The sequence below is a fragment of the Allostreptomyces psammosilenae genome (genome assembly GCF_013407765.1).
In the GTDB taxonomy this organism is placed as follows: Bacteria; Actinomycetota; Actinomycetes; order Streptomycetales; family Streptomycetaceae; genus Allostreptomyces; species Allostreptomyces psammosilenae.
The window spans coordinates 4,370,058-4,386,510 of the sequence record NZ_JACBZD010000001.1 but is presented as its reverse complement, the minus strand read 5'-3'; the positions used below and the strand labels follow the sequence as shown (position 1 = coordinate 4,386,510).

Sequence of the window (16,453 nt, the reverse complement as noted above, 5' to 3'; positions counted from 1 at the left end):
GCTCAGCGGGGGCCTCCCTCGGCCGGGGCGTCCTGGGCGGCGCCGGGGCGGTTGCGGGTGGCCTGCGCGTCCTCCGGCAGCGGCAGCTCGGGGCAGTCCTTCCACAGCCGCTCCAGCGAGTACTCCACCCGGGTCTCGGCGTGCTGGACGTGGATCCAGATGTCGGAGTAGTCCAACACGATCCAGCGTCCGTCACGCTCGCCCTCGCGGCGTACGGGCTTGGCGGCGCACTCCTTCAGGAGGCGCTCCTCGATCTCGTCGACGATCGCCTTGACCTGGCGGTCGTTGGCCGCCGAGGCGATCAGCCAGGCGTCGGCGAACGGCAGCACACCGCTCACGTCGTAGGCGATGATGTTCTGCCCGAGCTTGTCCGCGGCCGCCTGGGCGGCGTGCGCGACGAGTTCCAAGGCGCGGTCGGATACGGTCACGTGGCTTCTCTCTGTCGGGCCGGGGCCCCACCGGCCGTGGGATCCGCCCAGGCGCTGGGGGCCGGACGGGGGAACGGCGGGCGGGCCGGGTACGACTCCCAGGTTCTCACGAACGCACCCGCCCGCTCACCGGCCGGCCGCCCCGCCCGCCGACCGGCCGCCGGGCCGGACCCGCGCGCCGGAACCCTACTCACCGGCGGCGCCGGCGTAGTCCTGGCCGAGCACCACCAGCACGTCCGCGGTCTGCGCCACCTCCGAGCGCCGGGCCGCCTCCTCGCCGAGGCCGAGGATGCCGGCCACCTGCCGGGCCGTGGCCTCGTCGGCGGGATCCGTCCACAGCACCTCGGTGGTCGCGGCGACCTCCTCCGCGGTGCCGCCGCCGGGCACGAAGGTGTAGCCGGCGTTCACCAGCTCCACCTGCGCCTGCTGCGCCTTCGCCTCGTCGCCGGAGGCGTCCCGGAGGGTCACCCGGGGCAGGCCGTTGCCCTCGGCGTTGCTGATCGCCCCGCCCAGCACGTCCCGGACCACCTCGGCGGCCTGCTCGCCCTGCAGGGTTCCGTCGTCGGCCGCCGGCAGCTCCACCGTCTCCAGGCGGCCGTCGCGGGCGTGGCCGCCGAGGGCCACCATGGCAGCGGCCAGCTCGTCGTCCGGGAGGGATGGGTCGGGCACGCCGAGCCGGCGCACCAGCGTCCCCGCCGCCTCGGTGGTCTGCGGCACCTCGGCGAAGACGGCGGCCATCACCCGGCCGAAGCGGGCGAGCCGGGCCGAGGCGTCCTCGCCCGGCGCCTGGTAGGTGGCGTAGGCCACGGCGGCGTAGCCGTCCAGGTGGCCGGGGCCCTGCGGCACCAGCACCTGCTCGGCCGCCTCCGGGCTCCCGGCGCCCTCCTCGGCCGAGGGGTCGGCGGACGGCTCGGCGGCGGAGTCCGCGGACGTCCGGGGCACGCCGCGCACCTCCACGTCCGCCTCCAGGTCGATCCCGCCCACCGCGTCGACCAGCACCTCCAGGAAGGGGGTGTCCAGCCGCCAGGTGCCGTCGACCGACACGCCGATCAGGTCGGAGAGCGCGTCCCGGGTGCCGCCGGCGCCCTGGGAGTCCAGCGACGCGCCCAGCGAGGTGACACCGGTGCTGCTGTCGCTGATGGTGAGCGCGTCCGGCAGCAGCACGACCGTCCCCCGGTCGCCCGCGGGATCGTCCACCAGCAGGGCGGTGGAGGTCAGGCCGTCGAGGTCGCGCAGGTGCAGCACCAGGACGTCACGGTCGGCCGGGGCACCGCCCGGACCGTCCCCGCGCGAGTTCCACAGCAGGTAGCCGCCCCCGCCGAGCAGCACCAGCGCCCCCACCACGACCAGCGCCACCAGCCGGAGACGCGCCTGGCGGCGGCGCTCGTCGCGCCGCTCGCTGCGGGTCTCGGCGAAGGCCAGCCAGTCGATCACGTCCTCGGACTCGGACTCGTCGTCGACGAAGTCGAACTCCTCGTCGTCGTAGTCCCTCCCCTCGGCCCCGCCCGCCCGGGCGCCCGCGCCGCCCCGGCCCCGTGCGGCGGGCACGCCCGGCCGGGTACGCCGGGCCCCGCCCGCGGCGGCCGTGGTGCCGGCGCGGCCGGCGCCCTCACTGCCGGCGCCCTCACTGCCGGCGGAGTCGTCCGCGGTGCCGCGCTCGGCGGCGCGGCGGGCGGTCGGCGACCCGCCGCCGGCCGGCCGCGTGCCGCCGGGGACCACGGAGGTGACGTCGTGCGAACCGGTGGCGGCGCCGGGAGCCTCGACGGCGGACGGCGCACCGGTGGGGTCGGTGGAGACGGAGCCCCACTGGGCGCCGACGGCCCGGTGGCCGGCGGTGTCGGCGGTCCCGCCGGCGTTCCGGTCGGTGGAGCCGTAGTCCGCGGAACCGTAGGACGTAGCCGTGGAACCGTAGGACGTACCCGTGGAACCGTAGGAGGGATCCGCGGAACCGTAGGAGGGATCCGCGGAACCGTAGGGCGCGCCGGTGCCGTAGGACGCGTCGCCGGTGCCGTAGGACGCGTCGCCGGTGCCGTAGGTCGGGGCGCCGCCGTACGCCCCCTCGGAGCCGTACGACGGGCCGCCGTAGGACTGCCCGTACGCCTCGCCGTAGGACTGCCCGTACCCGGCCTGCGCCCGCCCCTGGTGGCCGCCGGGGTCCGAGTGGCCCTCGCCCTGGTACCCGGCGCCCTGGTAGCCGCCCTGGTAGCCGCCGCCCTGGTGGTCCTGGGCCGGGTAATCCTGGGCCGGGTAACCCTGAGCCTGGTAGCCCTGGGCCTGGTAGCCCTCGCCCTGGTACGCGGAGCCGTCGTACCCCGTGGCGCCGTAGCCCGTGCCGTAGCCGGTGGAGGTGGCGCCGTAGCCGTAGCCGTCCGCCGGGTAGCCCTCGGCGCCGTAGCCGGCCGTCGCGGCGTCACCCGCCCGGCCGTCGTCGTAGCCCTCCTGACGGGGTGTTCCCGCGGTGTCCCGGCCCTCCTCGGGCCAGTCCCACCCGCCGGGGCCGTGCGGCGGCTGCCCGCCGCGGTCTCCGCTTCCCGTCACGCCTCTCCCCGGTACAGCTCCCGCTTGTTGATGTAGCGCACCACGCCGTCGGGAACGAGGTACCAGACGGGCAGGCCCTGGGCAACCCTCTCACGGCAGTCCGTGGAGGAGATGGCAAGCGCGGGAACTTCCACCAGGGAGACGCCGCCCTCCGGGAAGCCCGGGTCCTTCAGGACGTGGCCCGGCCGGGTGCAGCCGATGAAGTGGGCCAGGCCGAACAGGTCCTGCGGGTCGCGCCAGGAGAAGATCTGTGACATGGCGTCGGCGCCGGTGATGAAGAACAGCTGGGTGTCCGGGCCGCGCTCGGCGCGCAGGTCGCGCAGGGTGTCACTGGTGTAGGTGGGGCCGCCCCGGTCGATGTCGATCCGGCTGACCGAGAACTGCGGGTTCGAGGCCGTCGCGATGACCGTCATCAGGTAGCGGTCCTCCGCCGGGGTGACGGTGCGGTCGCTCTTCTGCCAGGGCTGGCCGGTCGGCACGAACACCACCTCGTCCAGGTGGAACATCGCCGCGACCTCACTGGCCGCCACCAGGTGCCCGTGGTGGATGGGGTCGAACGTGCCACCCATCACGCCCAGGCGCCTCGCCTTGCGCCCCGGGATGGGAGCGAGCCCCCGACTACCGGGTGCCGGTGCCGGCGCCGACTGCTCGGTCATGACTCACTCGCTCCGCTCAGGGCCACTTCCGCGTCGCCAGGCGAGCGCCCCGACCGGCTCGCCCGCTTCGCTCGTTCACGTGTTCAGAGCGTACCCCGTCGAGCGGCGGCGGCCCGCCCCAGCCCGCGGCGCACCGCCACGGCCCGGGGCCCCGGCCGCCCGCTCGCACCACGTCGCGGCGGAGGCGGCCAGGGCCCCGGGGACCGCCGTGCTCAGCGGTCGCGGTTGAAGCGCGTGGTGATGAAGAGCAGGAGCAGCAGCACCACGAACGCCCCGGCACCAGCGAGTATCGGCGTGGTCTGGTCGTTGCTGTGCTGCTCGGAGGACTCGGCGAGCAACAGGACGGCGGAGGAGGCGAAGGGGCTCATCGGTGGTCAGGTCTCCGGGGCTCGTCGGGCGGTGGGGAGGAACATGTGATCACGGCCACGCTCCTGCCGGAGCCGGTGACCGCCGCATCATGCTACTCAGGCGTCCCGTCGCCACCGCGCCGCGGCCCCGCGACGCGTGCCGCCGCGCCCTCCGCGGCACCGCCGGCCGCCCGCCCGTCCGCTTCCCGGCCGCCGGCCGGACCTCCGGCCGGGCCCTGCCCTGACGGGGCGTCGTCCGCGTAGCCGCGCAGCAGGAACCACGCACCGAGGACGGCGCCCAGCACGCTCACCACGATCACCACGCGCAGCAGCGTCCCCGGCCCCTGGGCCCCGGCGTCCGCCGCGAGCCGCACGACGGACGGATCGGACAGCTGCTGGACGAGCGTGGATGCGGTCACTGGGTCACTCCTGTGCGTGCGGGGACACCCGGTCCACCGGGCGGACGCCTCACGGCCGGCCGCCGGGCGGATACGGCGTGGGCGCCGGGACGGCGCCGAACCGGGCTGCCCGTCCGAGGGTACGCCGCCCGCACGCCCCCGCCCGCGGCGGGGGCCGCCCGCCCCGGGGACCCGGTGGACGCGCCCGCGGAGCCGTCCCGCCCCGTCCCGGGCACGGCCCGTCGCCGGCCGTCCCGCCTCAGCCCGGGGTGAGGACCACCGACCGGTCGTCCAGCCGCACCCAGGAACCGCTCTCCCGGGGTGAGAGTTCCTGCCCCGGCAGCCCGTCCGGCTGGCCGGTCCCGCTGAACCGCTCCGCCTCGCCGGGCTGCCCGGTCCCACCGGAGGGGCCCTGCTGGTTCCGTCCGTCCGGGTTGGTGACCGCCGGGTTGGCGTTGGTGCCCCGGTAGACCGCCGCCGCCGCGAGGGCCAGCACGCCCACCCCCATCACCAGCGCGAGGATCCACGCGATGAAGCGGTGCCAGCGGCTGTGGTCGACCGGCCGCCAGGGCCGCAGCCCGGCCCCGTAGACCAGTTCGGCCTCTGGATCGTCGTCGTAGTCGTCCGGATCGAAGCGGTCGCCGGAGCGGGGATCGCGGGCCCAACGCGCCCGCCCGGTGCGGCCGAAACCACGCGGCGCGGGACCGGAGCCGGAGGTCGTGATCGCCGATGGGCCGAAACCGGCCGGGCCGTCGACGGCGGGTCGAAGTCGTTCCTGCGCGGACGGTTCGTGTACGGCCGCTGCTCGGACGAAGGCGTCGTCGAGGACCAGGCTGGCGAACTCGTCATCCGCCCCGCCGTGGTCGCCGCTTCGGCCTTCCGGCTGCGGCACATCCCCCAAGTCATCGGGCACCGTTCCAGGGTATTACCCCAGGTGCACGCGTGGGCACCGGTCGAGGACGCTTTTCCGCCGTTCCAGTGGCGAGGGGGCGCGCGGCAACGCCGCACGCCCCCACCCCGCGCCCGTCACGCCGGCCGATCAGCAGCTGGTCACGCCGCCACCGCCGCGCACATGGCCGTCACCGGTCACCACGTACTTGGTGGAGGTCAGCTCCGGCAGGCCCATCGGCCCGCGGGCGTGCAGCTTCTGCGTGGAGATGCCGATCTCCGCCCCGAAGCCGAACTGGCCGCCGTCGGTGAACCGGGTCGAGGCGTTGACCATCACCGCGGTGGAGTCGACGGCCTGCACGAACCGGCGGGAGCGCCGCAGCGAGCGGGTCACGATGGCCTCGGTGTGCCCGCTGGAGTGCCGCCGGATGTGCGCCACCGCCGCGTCCAGCGAGGGCACCACGGCGGCCGCGATGTCGTACGAGAGGTACTCGGTGTCCCAGTCCTCGGCGACGGCCGGAACCACCACGCCCTCGCGGAGCGCGCCCTCGCCGACCGCCCGCGCCGCGATCCGCTGGGTCGCCTCGTCGCCGTGCACCGTGACCCCGGCCTCCGCCAGGGCCGCCAGCGCCATCGGCAGGAAGTCCGCGGCGACCGCCTCGTGCACCAGCACCGTCTCCGCGGCGTTGCAGACGCTGGGCCGCTGCGCCTTGGAGTTGACCAGGATGTCCACGGCCATCGCCAGGTCGGCCTCGGCGTCGACGTAGACGTGGCAGTTGCCCACCCCGGTCTCGATGACCGGGACGGTGGACTCCTCCACCACCGCGCGGATCAGCGAGGCACCGCCGCGCGGGATCAGCACGTCGACCAGGCCCCGCGCCCGCATCAGCTCCTTGACGCTCTCCCGGCTCTCCGACGACAGCAGCTGCACCGCGTCCTCGGGCAGCCCGGCCTCGGCGAGCGCCCCGCGCATCACCTCGACCAGCGCGCGGTTGGAGGCCGCCGCGGAGGAGGAACCGCGCAGCAGCACGGCGTTGCCGGACTTCAGGCACAGCGCCGCCGCGTCCACCGTGACGTTCGGCCGCGCCTCGTAGACGATGCCGACGACACCGAGCGGGACCCGGATCTGCCGCAGCTCCAGCCCGTTGGGGAGGGTCGAGCCGCGCACCACCTCGCCGACCGGGTCGGGCAGGTCGGCGACGTCCCGGATGTCGGAGGCGATGCCGGCGATCCGGCCGGCGTCCAGGGTGAGGCGGTCGATCACCGACTCGGCGGTGCCGGCCTCGCGGGCCCGGCGCACGTCCTCGGCGTTGGCGGCGACGATGGCCTCCGTGGCGGCGACCAGCGCGTCCGCGATCACCTGGAGGGCGGCGTCCTTGACGCTGCGCGGGAGCGGCGCCAGCGCCTCGGCGGCGGTCCTGGCGCGTCGGGCGGCGGCGGTCACGGAGGTGCGGTCGATGGCCTGCTCGGAAGTCATGTGGCAAGCCTACTGAGCGTCCGGGCCGGGAAGTGCGACCTTCCAGGGAGCGAGACCACGTCGGCACGGAGCGTGGTCGCGGCACCACCCCCGGACCGCGGGAGGCCGGAGCACCCACGCCGGGCCGTCGGCGCTCAGCGTTCCCGGTCCGGGATGGCGCGGAAGGGGTGTACGCCCACCGGCAGGGTCGGGGGCGCCCCCCAGCCCTCCGCCGCGCGGCGCCGGTAGGTCTCCCGGTCCACGACCTCCAGCCCCACGATCTCCCAGGGCGGCAACCCCGCCGAGGTGCGGTGCTCGCCCCACAGCCGCAGCGCCATCGCCGCCGCGTCGTGCAGGTCGCGGGCCTCCTCCCAGTAGCGGATCTCCGCGTGGTCGTCGGCGTACCGGCTGGTGAGCAGGAACGGGTGGTCGTCGGCGAGCTTGGTCAGCGCCCGGCGCAGCCGCGGCAGCGGCTCGGCGGGGCCGGACATGCTGAGGGTGATGTGCCACAGCCGTCCGACGTCGGCGGCGTCCGGCGACCCGGTGGGCGCGGGCAGCCGCGTCGGCCCGATGGACGGCACCCGGGGCCCGCCCGGCGGCGGGGCCGAGGGCCCGGTCGGCCGGGCGGGCGGCGTGGCGGAGCCGCGCGGTGGCCGCTCCCCGGGCACCTCGGCGCGGGGAAGGCCCGCGGTCGACCGTCGCTCGGGACCCCACCCCGGGGTCGTGCCAGTACGTCCCTCCACCGACGGCCTCCTGCCGGTCGCCTCACGACTCCTGCCGGTCACCCGGGCCCGCACCCGCCCCGCCGGGCCACCCGGTCCCCGCCACCGCCGGGCCGCGGGGCGGAACGGGCGGGGTGGGAGGGTCAGCCGTCCAGCAGCACGAGGTCGTCGCGGTGCACGACCTCCCGTTCGTACTCCGGGCCGTACTCCTTGGCCAGCTCGTGGGTGGACCGGCCGAGGAGCACGGGCAGTTCCCTCGCATCAAAGTTGACCAGTCCCCGGGCGACGATGTGGCCGTTTTCGTCGATAAGGTCAACCGGGTCGCCCGCCGAGAAGTCACCCTCGACGCCGGTCAGGCCGGCCGGGAGCAGGGAGAGCCGGCGGCGCACCACGGCGTCCACGGCGCCGGCGTCTAGGCGGAGCGTGCCCCGCCCCTCGGTGGCGTGGGCCAGCCACAGCAGCCGGTTGGCGGTGCGCGGACCGGTGCGGTGGAACAGGGTTCCGGTCGGCTGGCCGGCCAGCGCGTCCCTGGCGTGCCGGGCGGCCGCGAGCACCACGGGGATGCCGGCGGAGGTGGCGATCCGGGCGGCGTCCAGCTTGGTGACCATGCCGCCGGTGCCCACGCCGGCCTTGCCGGCGCTGCCGACCTCGACGCCAGCGAGGTCCTCGGGGCCGCGTACCTCGGCGATGCGGCTGGTGCCCGGCCGGGAGGGGTCGCCGTCGTAGAGCGCGTCGACGTCGGAGAGCAGCACCAGCAGGTCGGCGCGCACCAGGTGGGAGACGAGCGCGGCGAGCCGGTCGTTGTCGCCGAACCGGATCTCGTCGGTGGCCACGGTGTCGTTCTCGTTCACCACCGGCACGGCGCCCATGGACAGCAGCTGGTCCAGGGTGCGCAGGGCGTTGCGGTAGTGGGCGCGGCGGATGACGTCGTCCGGGGTCAGCAGGACCTGGCCGACGCGGACGCCGTAGCGGGCGAAGGAGGCGGTGTAGCGGGCCACCAGCAGGCCCTGCCCGACGCTGGCCGCGGCCTGCTGCCGGGCGAGGTCGGCGGGGCGGCGGGCGAGGCCGAGGGGGGCGAGGCCGGCGGCGATCGCGCCGGAGGAGACCAGCACGATTTCGCAGCCCTCGGCGCGGCGGGCCGCGACGGCGTCCACCAGGGCGTCGACGCGGTCGGCGTCCAGGCCGCCGGCGGCGGTGGTGAGGGAGGAGGAGCCGACCTTGACGACGATGCGGCGGGCGGAGAGCACGTCGTCGCGGAGCTGCCGGGCGGGGGAGGCGGTGGCGGTGAGGGCGAGCCCGGACTCGGCTCCGGAGGCGATCCGGGTCAGCTGGCTCCGCCCGGGGCCGTGCTCCGGGTGGGCCGCCGGCGGCTGGTGAGGAGCCGTCCGCGCGCCGTCCTGCTCGGCCGTCCGGTGCTCCGCATCCACGACGCGGCCTCCTGTTCTGCTCGCTGTCGTCCCGCCCCCGCACCGGTGGGGGCGGGGGCTTCCTGCCGCCCCGGGCGGGGCGTGGCTCTTCCTACCGCCCCGGGGAACGGGGCGGGGATCCCGGGGATCCTTGCGTCCCCGCGCCGAGGTGGTGGGGCGGGGATCTTCGTGCCGCCAATCTACGGCCGGCGGGCGGCCGATGGCATTCCGGTTTGCCATCCGGACACCGACTGTTCGCCGGCGCCCCTCCTGGTTGGCGCGCTCATGCCCCCAACCCCCCCTTGGGGGGCTTTCGGGCCCCCTTCTTCAGGATCCCATCCGGGGGCCGCGCTCCGCAGGCCCCCTCTCACGGCCTGTGGACAACTCCGGGGCTCGGGTGAAAATCCGAACGGATGCGCGAACTCCCCAACGAACGCGCCGGCGCGATTCCCGTCAGGCCCGGTGCGCAGCGCCCGGTGCCGGGTGCCCAGCGCGCGGCGCCCGGCGGGGCGGCGCGCGGCGCCCGGCGCGGCGGTCCCGCTCCGCTCGGGAGCGCGCGGCGGGGTGCCCGGCCAGGGAAGGCCGGGCACCCCGGTTGCCCATCCGCAGGGAGGCCGGGCGCGCCCTCAGTCCTCGTCGCGGTGGGATCCGCGCTTCTCGGCGCGGCTGGGCCGACGGTCCTCCAGCTCCAGCCGCAGGTCGGTGCCGCGCGGGCCGAGCAGTTCGGCGCCGGCCGCCATGGTCGGCTCCCAGTCGAACACCACGGCGTCGTCGTCGTCACCGATGACCACCTCGGCGCCGGCCTTGGCGCCCACCGCGAACAGCTCCTCCTCCACGCCGAGGCGGGCCAGCCGGTCCGCGAGGTAGCCGACGGCCTCGTCGTTGCTGAAGTCGGTCTGCCGCACCCAGCGCTCCGGCTTCTCGCCGCGCACCCGGAAGAAGCCGTCCTCCGCGGTGACGGTGAACCCGGCGTCGTCCACCGCCTTCGGGCGCAGCACGATCCGGGTCGGCTCCTCCACCGGCGCGGCGGCGCGCGCCTCCGCGACGATGCCGGCCAGGGCGAAGGAGAGCTCCTTCAAGCCGTCGTGGGCCACGGCGGAGACCTCGAAGACCCGCAGGCCCCGCTCCTCCAGCTCCGGCCGCACCAGCTCGGCGAGGTCCCGGGCGTCGGGCACGTCCACCTTGTTGAGCACGACCACCCGCGGCCGGTCGTTCAGGCCGCCGTACGCGGCGAGCTCGGCCTCGATGACGTCCAGGTCGGAGATCGGGTCGCGGTCCGGCTCCAGCGTCGCGCAGTCCAGGACGTGCACCAGCACGCTGCACCGCTCCACGTGCCGCAGGAACTCCAGCCCCAGCCCCTTGCCGCGGCTGGCGCCGGGGATCAGGCCGGGCACGTCGGCGATGGTGTAGACGGTGGAGCCGGCGGTGACCACCCCGAGGTTGGGCACCAGGGTGGTGAACGGGTAGTCGGCGATCTTGGGCCGGGCGGCGGAGAGCACGGAGATCAGCGAGGACTTGCCGGCGCTGGGGTAGCCGACCAGGGCGACGTCGGCGACGGTCTTCAGCTCCAGCACGTAGTCGCCGGAGCGGCCCGGCTCGCCGAGCAGGGCGAAGCCGGGGGCCTTGCGTCGGGGGGAGGCCAGCGCGGCGTTGCCGAGGCCGCCGCGGCCGCCCTGGGCCAGCACGAACCGGGTGCCGGCGCCGATCAGGTCGGCGACGGTCTCCTCCTCGGTGGTGCCGTCGCGCTTGGTGCGCACCCGCTTGACGACGGTGCCGTTGGGCACGGGCAGCACCAGGTCCTGCCCGTCGGCGCCGCTGCGGTGGCCGCCCATGCCGGGCTTGCCGTTGGTGGCGGCGCGGTGCGGGGAGTGGTGGTACTCCAGCAGGGTGGTGACGCCGGGATCGACGACGAGCACGACGTCGCCTCCGCGCCCGCCGTTGCCGCCGTCGGGACCGCCGAGCGGCTTGAACTTCTCGCGGTGGACGGAGGCGCAGCCGTGGCCGCCGTTACCCGCCGCGGCATGCAGGACGACGCGGTCGACGAAGGTGGTCACTGCGGGGTTTCCTCTCGGGATGCGCGTGCGTGCCCGGGGCGGTCACGCGCGTGCGCGGAAAAACGCCGAGGACGGGTCGGATGGCCCGGCCCGTCCTCGTACGTCGTGCTGTGTGTGCCGCCGCGTCGCCGCGCGGGGGTTCCGCGCGGATCAGCGGCTAGCTGGCTGTCCCGTGCTGGCTGGTCACTCGCCGGCCGGGACGATGTTCACCACTCGGCGGCCACGACGGCTGCCGAACTGCACCGCACCGGCGGACAGGGCGAACAGGGTGTCGTCGCCGCCGCGGCCGACGTTGGCACCCGGGTGGAAGTGGGTGCCGCGCTGGCGGACGATGATCTCGCCGGCGTTGACGACCTGGCCGCCGAAGCGCTTGACGCCGAGACGCTGAGCGTTGGAGTCGCGCCCGTTCCGGGTGGAGGAGGCGCCCTTCTTGTGTGCCATGTCGTCTACTTCCCGGTCTCGATGCCGGTGACCTTGAGCGCCGTGTACTTCTGGCGGTGGCCGAGGCGCTTGCGGTAGCCGGTCTTGTTCTTGTACTTGAGGATGTCGATCTTGTCGCCCTTGGTCTCGCCGACGACCTCGGCCCGGACCGTCACGCCGTCAAGGACCCACGGGTCACTCGTGACCGAGTCACCGTCGACCACGAGGAGCGTCTTCAGTTCGACCGAGTCGCCTGCCTGGGCCTGGAGCCGGTCGACCTCGATGACATCGCCGACAGCGACCTTGTGCTGCCTGCCGCCGCTACGGACGATCGCGTACACCGCGGAACTCTCTCTCTGTTCGATCGGGGCCCCCGGCGCCGGCACGTCGCCGCCCTCAACACGGGCGGGACGATGAGCTGGGCGCTTCACAGGGACGCGCAAGAAACACGCCGAGGGTCAAGATTACGGTTGCCCAGTCCACCGGTCAAACCCGACCATGATCGGTTCGGGTCCATCCGGCGGACCGGACGTCTTCTCTTCACTTGGATGGATCACCGGGCCCGACGGGGATCGCGGTCGCGAGGCGGCCACGATCCCCCACGGCGCCCGTCAGGCCGGTTCCCCGCCGGCCCGGGTGGTGCTGCCGGCCTCCACCTCCGCCCCGGCCTCCGCCGGGGCGTCCGTGGATTCCGTGGCGGCCGGCGCGGCCTTCTTCGCCGTCCGACGCGCCGGGGTCTTCTTGGCCGCGGCCTTCTTGGCCGCCGGGGCGGCCTTCTTGGCCGTGGTCTTGCGGGCGGCCGTCTTGCGCGCGGGGGCCTTGCGGGCCGCCGGCTCGGCCGCCTCGGCGGCCTCGGCACCCGCGGGGACCTCGGCCGGCGTCGGCGCCTCGGGGGCGGCCGGCTCGGCCCCGGAGGGCTCCGCGGGCGCCGCCGGGGCGGCCACCGCCTCGGCGGGGGCACCGGCCGTCTCGGAGACCGCCGGCAGCTCGGCCACCGCCTGGTCCCCCGCGGCCTGTTCCGCCGCGGCGACCTTCGCGGCCGCCGTCCGCCTGGCCGGCGCCTTCTTGGCGACCGTCTTCTTGGCGGCGGTCTTCTTCGCGGCCGTCTTCTTGGCCGTGGCCGCCTTCTTCGCGGCGGTCTTGCGGGCCGGTGCCTTGCGCGCCGGCGCCTCGGCCTGCTCGGCCTCGGCCGGGGCCGCCTCGGCCTGCTCGACCTCGGCCTGCTCGGCCCCAGGGGCCACCGCCGTGGCGGGCTCCGCCTCGGTCGCCTCCGTCGGCACCCCGGGGGTGACCGCCGCCGGGGCGACCACCGCCGGCTCAGGCGCGCCCTCGTCCTCCCGCGCCGGCTCCGGCTCGGCCTGAGCCGGCGCGGGCACCGGGGCCGGCGGGGCGGCCTCGGCCACGGTGGCTATGTCCGCCTCCGCCGCCTCGGCCGGCGCCTCCTCACGGGCCGCGCGCGGCGTCGAGTCGACCACCACGACCACCGGCGTCGAGGGCGCTCCGCTCGGCGAGCCCGCCGGCGCCATGGCGCGACGCGCCGCGCGGCGCCGACCGCGGGTCGGCCGGCCGGCCTCGACCGGCTTCACCGCGCCCGCGGCGGCCGCGGGCTCCGGCTCGGACACGAACTCCGGCGCGCTCACCGGCTCCGCGACCGCCGCCGGCGGCTGGGCCGCGGCGGGAGCCTCGGTCACCTCCGGCGCCTCCGCGGCCACCTCGGCGACGGCCTCCTCGGCCTCCGCCGGGGCCTCCACCTCGGCGACGACCCGCTCCGGCTGCTCCTGCGGCTGCGCGCCCTTCTTCCGCTTGCGCTTGCCACCGGCGGCCACCGCCGCGGCCGCTCCGCCGACACCGGCGGCGGTCGGCACACCGCCCGGACCCATCCGCAGCAGCACGCCCCGGCCGTTGCAGTGGTCGCAGGTCTCCGAGAACGACTCCAGCAGGCCCTGGCCGACCCGCTTGCGGGTCATCTGCACCAGACCGAGCGAGGTCACCTCGGCCACCTGGTGCTTGGTCCGGTCACGGCCCAGGCACTCCAGCAGCCGGCGCAGCACCAGGTCGCGGTTGGACTCCAGCACCATGTCGATGAAGTCCACGACGATGATGCCGCCGAGGTCGCGCAGCCGCAGCTGGCGCACGATCTCCTCGGCCGCCTCCAGGTTGTTCCGGGTGACGGTCTCCTCCAGGTTGCCGCCCTGGCCGGTGAACTTCCCGGTGTTGACGTCGATGACGACCATCGCCTCGGTGCGGTCGATCACCAGGGAGCCGCCCGAGGGCAGCCACACCTTGCGGTCGAGCGCCTTCATCAGCTGCTCGTCGATCCGGTAGGTGGCGAAGACGTCCACCTCGCTGGTCCACTTCTGCAAGCGGTCCACCAGGTCCGGGGCGACGTGCGAGACGTAGCCGTGCACCGTCTCCCAGGCGCCGTCGCCGGAGACGATGACCTTGCTGAAGTCCTCGTTGAAGATGTCGCGGACGACCCGCACGGTCATGTCCGGCTCGCCGTACAGGAGGGCCGGCGCGTTCGCCGTCTCGGCCTTGCGCTTGATCTCCTCCCACTGCGCCTGGAGCCGCTCGACGTCGCGGGTCAGCTCCTCCTCGCTGGCGCCCTCGGCGGCGGTCCGCACGATGACGCCGGCGTCGTCCGGCACGACCTTCTTCAGGATCTGCTTCAGGCGGGCCCGCTCGGTGTCCGGCAACTTGCGGCTGATGCCGGTCATCGAGCCCTCGGGCACGTACACCAGGTAGCGGCCGGGCAGCGAGACCTGGCTGGTCAGCCGGGCGCCCTTGTGGCCGATCGGGTCCTTGGTGACCTGCACCAGCACCGGCTGCCCGGACTTCAGGGCGGCCTCGATCCGGCGCGGGCCGTGGCCCTTCACGCCGACCGCGTCGAAGTTGACCTCGCCGGCGTAGAGCACGGCGTTGCGGCCCTTGCCGATGTCGACGAACGCCGCCTCCATCGAGGGCAGCACGTTCTGCACGCGCCCGAGGTAGACGTTGCCGACGTAGGAGCTGGACTGCTCCTTGTTGACGTAGTGCTCGACGAGGACGCCGTCCTCCAGCACGCCGATCTGGGTCCGCTCGCCGGCCTGGCGCACCACCATGACCCGCTCCACGGACTCACGGCGGGCCAGGAACTCGGCCTCGGTGATGATCGGCACGCGACGGCGGCCCTGCTCGCGGCCCTCCCGGCGGCGCTGCTTCTTCGCCTCCAGACGGGTCGAGCCCTTGATCGAGCGCACCTCGTCGACGGTCTCCGCCGGCTCCTCGCGGCGACGGCGCGGCTCGCGCACCTTCACCACGGTCCGCTCCGGGTCGTCGGTGGCGCGCTCCTCCAGCTGGGCCTCTCCGCCGCGACGGCGGCGGCGACGGCGGCGGCGGCTGCCGGTGCCGCCGACGACCTCGGCCTCCTCCTCGTAGCCGGCGGCCTCCTCCTCGCTCTCGAGGTACTCGCCGGCCTCGACGCTCTCGTCCTCGTCGCCCTCGGCCCGCTCGGCGGCCTCCGCCGGCTCGGCCGCGCCACGACGGCGCCGGGTGCGGACGCGCTCGGCCGGCTGCTCCGGGCCCTCCTCGGCGGCCGCCTCGGCGCCCGCCTCCTCGGTCTCGGCGGTCTCGACCTCCTCCGGGGCCTCCCCGCCGCGACGGCGACGGCGACCGCCACGACGGCGGCGGCGGCCGCGCTCGGCGGTCTCCTCCTCCTCGTGGTCCTCGCGCTCGTCCTCGGCGCGGTACGACTCGGCCGCCTCCGCGCGCTGGCGCTCCTCCTCGGTGGCGCTCGGCGCGGGCGCCGGCTGCGGCACCTCCACCGGAGCGGGCGCCTGGAAGACCGGCGGCTGGAAGAGGGCGGTGACCGGCCGCACGGCGCGGCGCGGCCGGCGTGCCGGGGCGGCCTCGGGCTGCGGCTCGGGCTCCGGCTGCGGCTCCGCCGCCTCCGGCTCGACCGGCTGCTCCGGCTCCTCCTCGGTCTCCGGAACCTCGGCCGCCTCGGCCTCGGCCTCGACCGCGGGAACCTCGGCGGCCTCGGCGACCGGCTCGGCGGCGGCGGGCTCCGCGGCGGCGACCGGCTCCGCGACCTCGGCGGCGGGCTCGGCCTCAACCCGCTTGCGGGTGCGGCGGGTGCGCTTGGGCTTCTCCTCCACCGCCGGCTCGGCAGCCACCTGCTCAGCGGCAACCTGCTCCACGGCGGCGGGCTCGGCCGCGGCCGGCTCGGCGGCGGGCTCGGTCGGGGCGCTCACCTCGGCGGCGGGCTCGGTCTCCACCCGCTTGCGGGTGCGGCGGGTGCGCTTGGGCTTCTCCTCCACCGCCGGCTCGGCAGCCACCTGCTCAGCGGCAACCTGCTCCACGGCGGCGGGCTCGGCTCCGGCCGGCTCCACACCGGCCCCCGGCAGCTCGGCCTCGGCGGCGGCCGGCGCCACCGGCTCCGCCTCCACCCGCTTGCGGGTGCGGCGCGTGCGCTTGGGCTTCTCCTCCACCGCCGGCTCGGCAGCCACCTGCTCAGCGGCAACCTGCTCCACGGCGGCGGGCTCGGCTCCGGCCGGCTCCACACCGGCCCCCGGCAGCTCGGCCTCGGCGGCGGCCGGCGCCACCGGCTCCGGCTCCACCCGCTTGCGGGTGCGCCGGGTGCGCTTCGGCTTCTCCTCCGCGGCCACCGGCTCGGCGGCGGCCGGTGCCACGGCGGCTGGCTCGGCCGCGGCGGGCTCGGTCGGGGTGGTCGGCTCGGCGCTCACCGCGGGTGGTCCGGCGGGGCGGGTCGCCGCGCGGCGGCGGCGCGGGGCGGCCTTGCGCGCGCCCTCGGCGGGCGGGGTGCTCTCCCCGGCCGCGCTGTTGGTGGTGTTGTCCTCGTTCGGCACGGCGGACCGGGTCGGCGTGCTCTCGCCGTCCCCCGGGCCGTGCGGCTCGGTGTTGTCGAGCATGCGGGCGGTTCTCCCGTCACGCTCCCGGGCGCCGGTCGCGCGGGCCCGTGCCGGTGCCGCCTCCGTTGGGGGCACGGCCGGGACCCGGGGCTCGGCGCCGCTCGGGAGCTTGTTGTCTCACTCGCCGCCCCGCCTCGGCGGGAGGGCGAAAGTCTGTCGGTGGTACCCCGGCCCTCCGGTGTCCCCGTCCCGGCGGGACGGACAGGAAGGCGGGGCCGGCGCCGCGCGGG

General features: G+C 76.0%; 13 protein-coding genes. All 13 read right to left on the bottom strand.

What is annotated here, in order from left to right; translation table 11 throughout:
- Positions 1-2 precede the first annotated feature (2 nt).
- Positions 3-428, bottom strand: a complete 426-nt coding sequence (gene rsfS, locus FHU37_RS18120) for a ribosome silencing factor (protein ID WP_179815198.1) — start codon at positions 426-428, stop codon at positions 3-5.
- A 186-nt stretch (positions 429-614) separates the two neighbouring features.
- Positions 615-2,966: a LytR C-terminal domain-containing protein gene (locus FHU37_RS29385; protein WP_179815197.1), complete on the bottom strand. Its 2,352-nt coding sequence runs from the start codon at positions 2,964-2,966 to the stop codon at positions 615-617.
- Positions 2,963-3,622, bottom strand: coding sequence for a nicotinate-nucleotide adenylyltransferase (gene nadD, locus FHU37_RS18110; RefSeq protein ID WP_179815196.1), 660 nt, complete (start codon positions 3,620-3,622; stop codon positions 2,963-2,965). Before nadD ends, FHU37_RS29385 begins: the two co-directional genes overlap by 4 nt.
- A gap of 212 nt (positions 3,623-3,834) precedes the next feature.
- Complete coding sequence (locus FHU37_RS18105) at positions 3,835-3,990, bottom strand: hypothetical protein (protein WP_179815195.1); 156 nt, start codon at positions 3,988-3,990, stop codon at positions 3,835-3,837.
- Between the two features lie 92 nt (positions 3,991-4,082).
- Complete coding sequence (locus tag FHU37_RS18100; RefSeq protein WP_179815194.1) at positions 4,083-4,388, bottom strand: hypothetical protein; 306 nt, start codon at positions 4,386-4,388, stop codon at positions 4,083-4,085.
- A gap of 238 nt (positions 4,389-4,626) precedes the next feature.
- Positions 4,627-5,280 carry an SCO2584 family spore wall biosynthesis protein gene (locus FHU37_RS18095; protein ID WP_179815193.1) on the bottom strand — a complete coding sequence of 218 codons (654 nt, stop codon included), beginning with the start codon at positions 5,278-5,280 and terminating at the stop codon, positions 4,627-4,629.
- A gap of 126 nt (positions 5,281-5,406) precedes the next feature.
- Complete coding sequence (locus FHU37_RS18090) at positions 5,407-6,732, bottom strand: glutamate-5-semialdehyde dehydrogenase (RefSeq protein WP_179815192.1); 1,326 nt, start codon at positions 6,730-6,732, stop codon at positions 5,407-5,409.
- A gap of 134 nt (positions 6,733-6,866) precedes the next feature.
- Positions 6,867-7,283 (bottom strand): DUF8830 family protein, encoded by a 417-nt coding sequence (locus FHU37_RS27525; protein WP_312892784.1) that lies wholly within the window; start codon positions 7,281-7,283, stop codon positions 6,867-6,869.
- 293 nt (positions 7,284-7,576) lie between these two features.
- Positions 7,577-8,680, bottom strand: coding sequence for a glutamate 5-kinase (gene proB, locus FHU37_RS18080; protein ID WP_179816366.1), 1,104 nt, complete (start codon positions 8,678-8,680; stop codon positions 7,577-7,579).
- Positions 8,681-9,465: 785 nt separating this feature from the next.
- Complete coding sequence (gene obgE, locus FHU37_RS18075; RefSeq protein WP_179815190.1) at positions 9,466-10,893, bottom strand: GTPase ObgE; 1,428 nt, start codon at positions 10,891-10,893, stop codon at positions 9,466-9,468.
- A gap of 183 nt (positions 10,894-11,076) precedes the next feature.
- On the bottom strand, positions 11,077-11,334 hold the full coding sequence (rpmA, locus tag FHU37_RS18070; protein ID WP_179815189.1) for a 50S ribosomal protein L27: 258 nt from the start codon (positions 11,332-11,334) through the stop codon (positions 11,077-11,079).
- 5 nt (positions 11,335-11,339) lie between these two features.
- Positions 11,340-11,654 carry a 50S ribosomal protein L21 gene (rplU, locus tag FHU37_RS18065; RefSeq protein WP_179815188.1) on the bottom strand — a complete coding sequence of 105 codons (315 nt, stop codon included), beginning with the start codon at positions 11,652-11,654 and terminating at the stop codon, positions 11,340-11,342.
- A gap of 270 nt (positions 11,655-11,924) precedes the next feature.
- Positions 11,925-16,223 carry an Rne/Rng family ribonuclease gene (locus FHU37_RS18060; protein WP_179815187.1) on the bottom strand — a complete coding sequence of 1,433 codons (4,299 nt, stop codon included), beginning with the start codon at positions 16,221-16,223 and terminating at the stop codon, positions 11,925-11,927.
- Positions 16,224-16,453: the final 230 nt, after the last annotated feature.

Excerpts from the sequence above, each read along its gene's own strand:
- nadD (WP_179815196.1), bottom strand. The coding sequence starts at position 3,622 with ATGACCGAGCAGTCGGCGCCGGCACCGGCACCCGGTAGTCGGGGGCTC.
- FHU37_RS18090 (WP_179815192.1), bottom strand. The coding sequence starts at position 6,732 with ATGACTTCCGAGCAGGCCATCGACCGCACCTCCGTGACCGCCGCCGCC.
- FHU37_RS18105 (WP_179815195.1), bottom strand. The coding sequence starts at position 3,990 with ATGAGCCCCTTCGCCTCCTCCGCCGTCCTGTTGCTCGCCGAGTCCTCC.
- FHU37_RS18060 (WP_179815187.1), bottom strand. The coding sequence starts at position 16,223 with ATGCTCGACAACACCGAGCCGCACGGCCCGGGGGACGGCGAGAGCACG.
- rpmA (WP_179815189.1), bottom strand. The coding sequence starts at position 11,334 with ATGGCACACAAGAAGGGCGCCTCCTCCACCCGGAACGGGCGCGACTCC.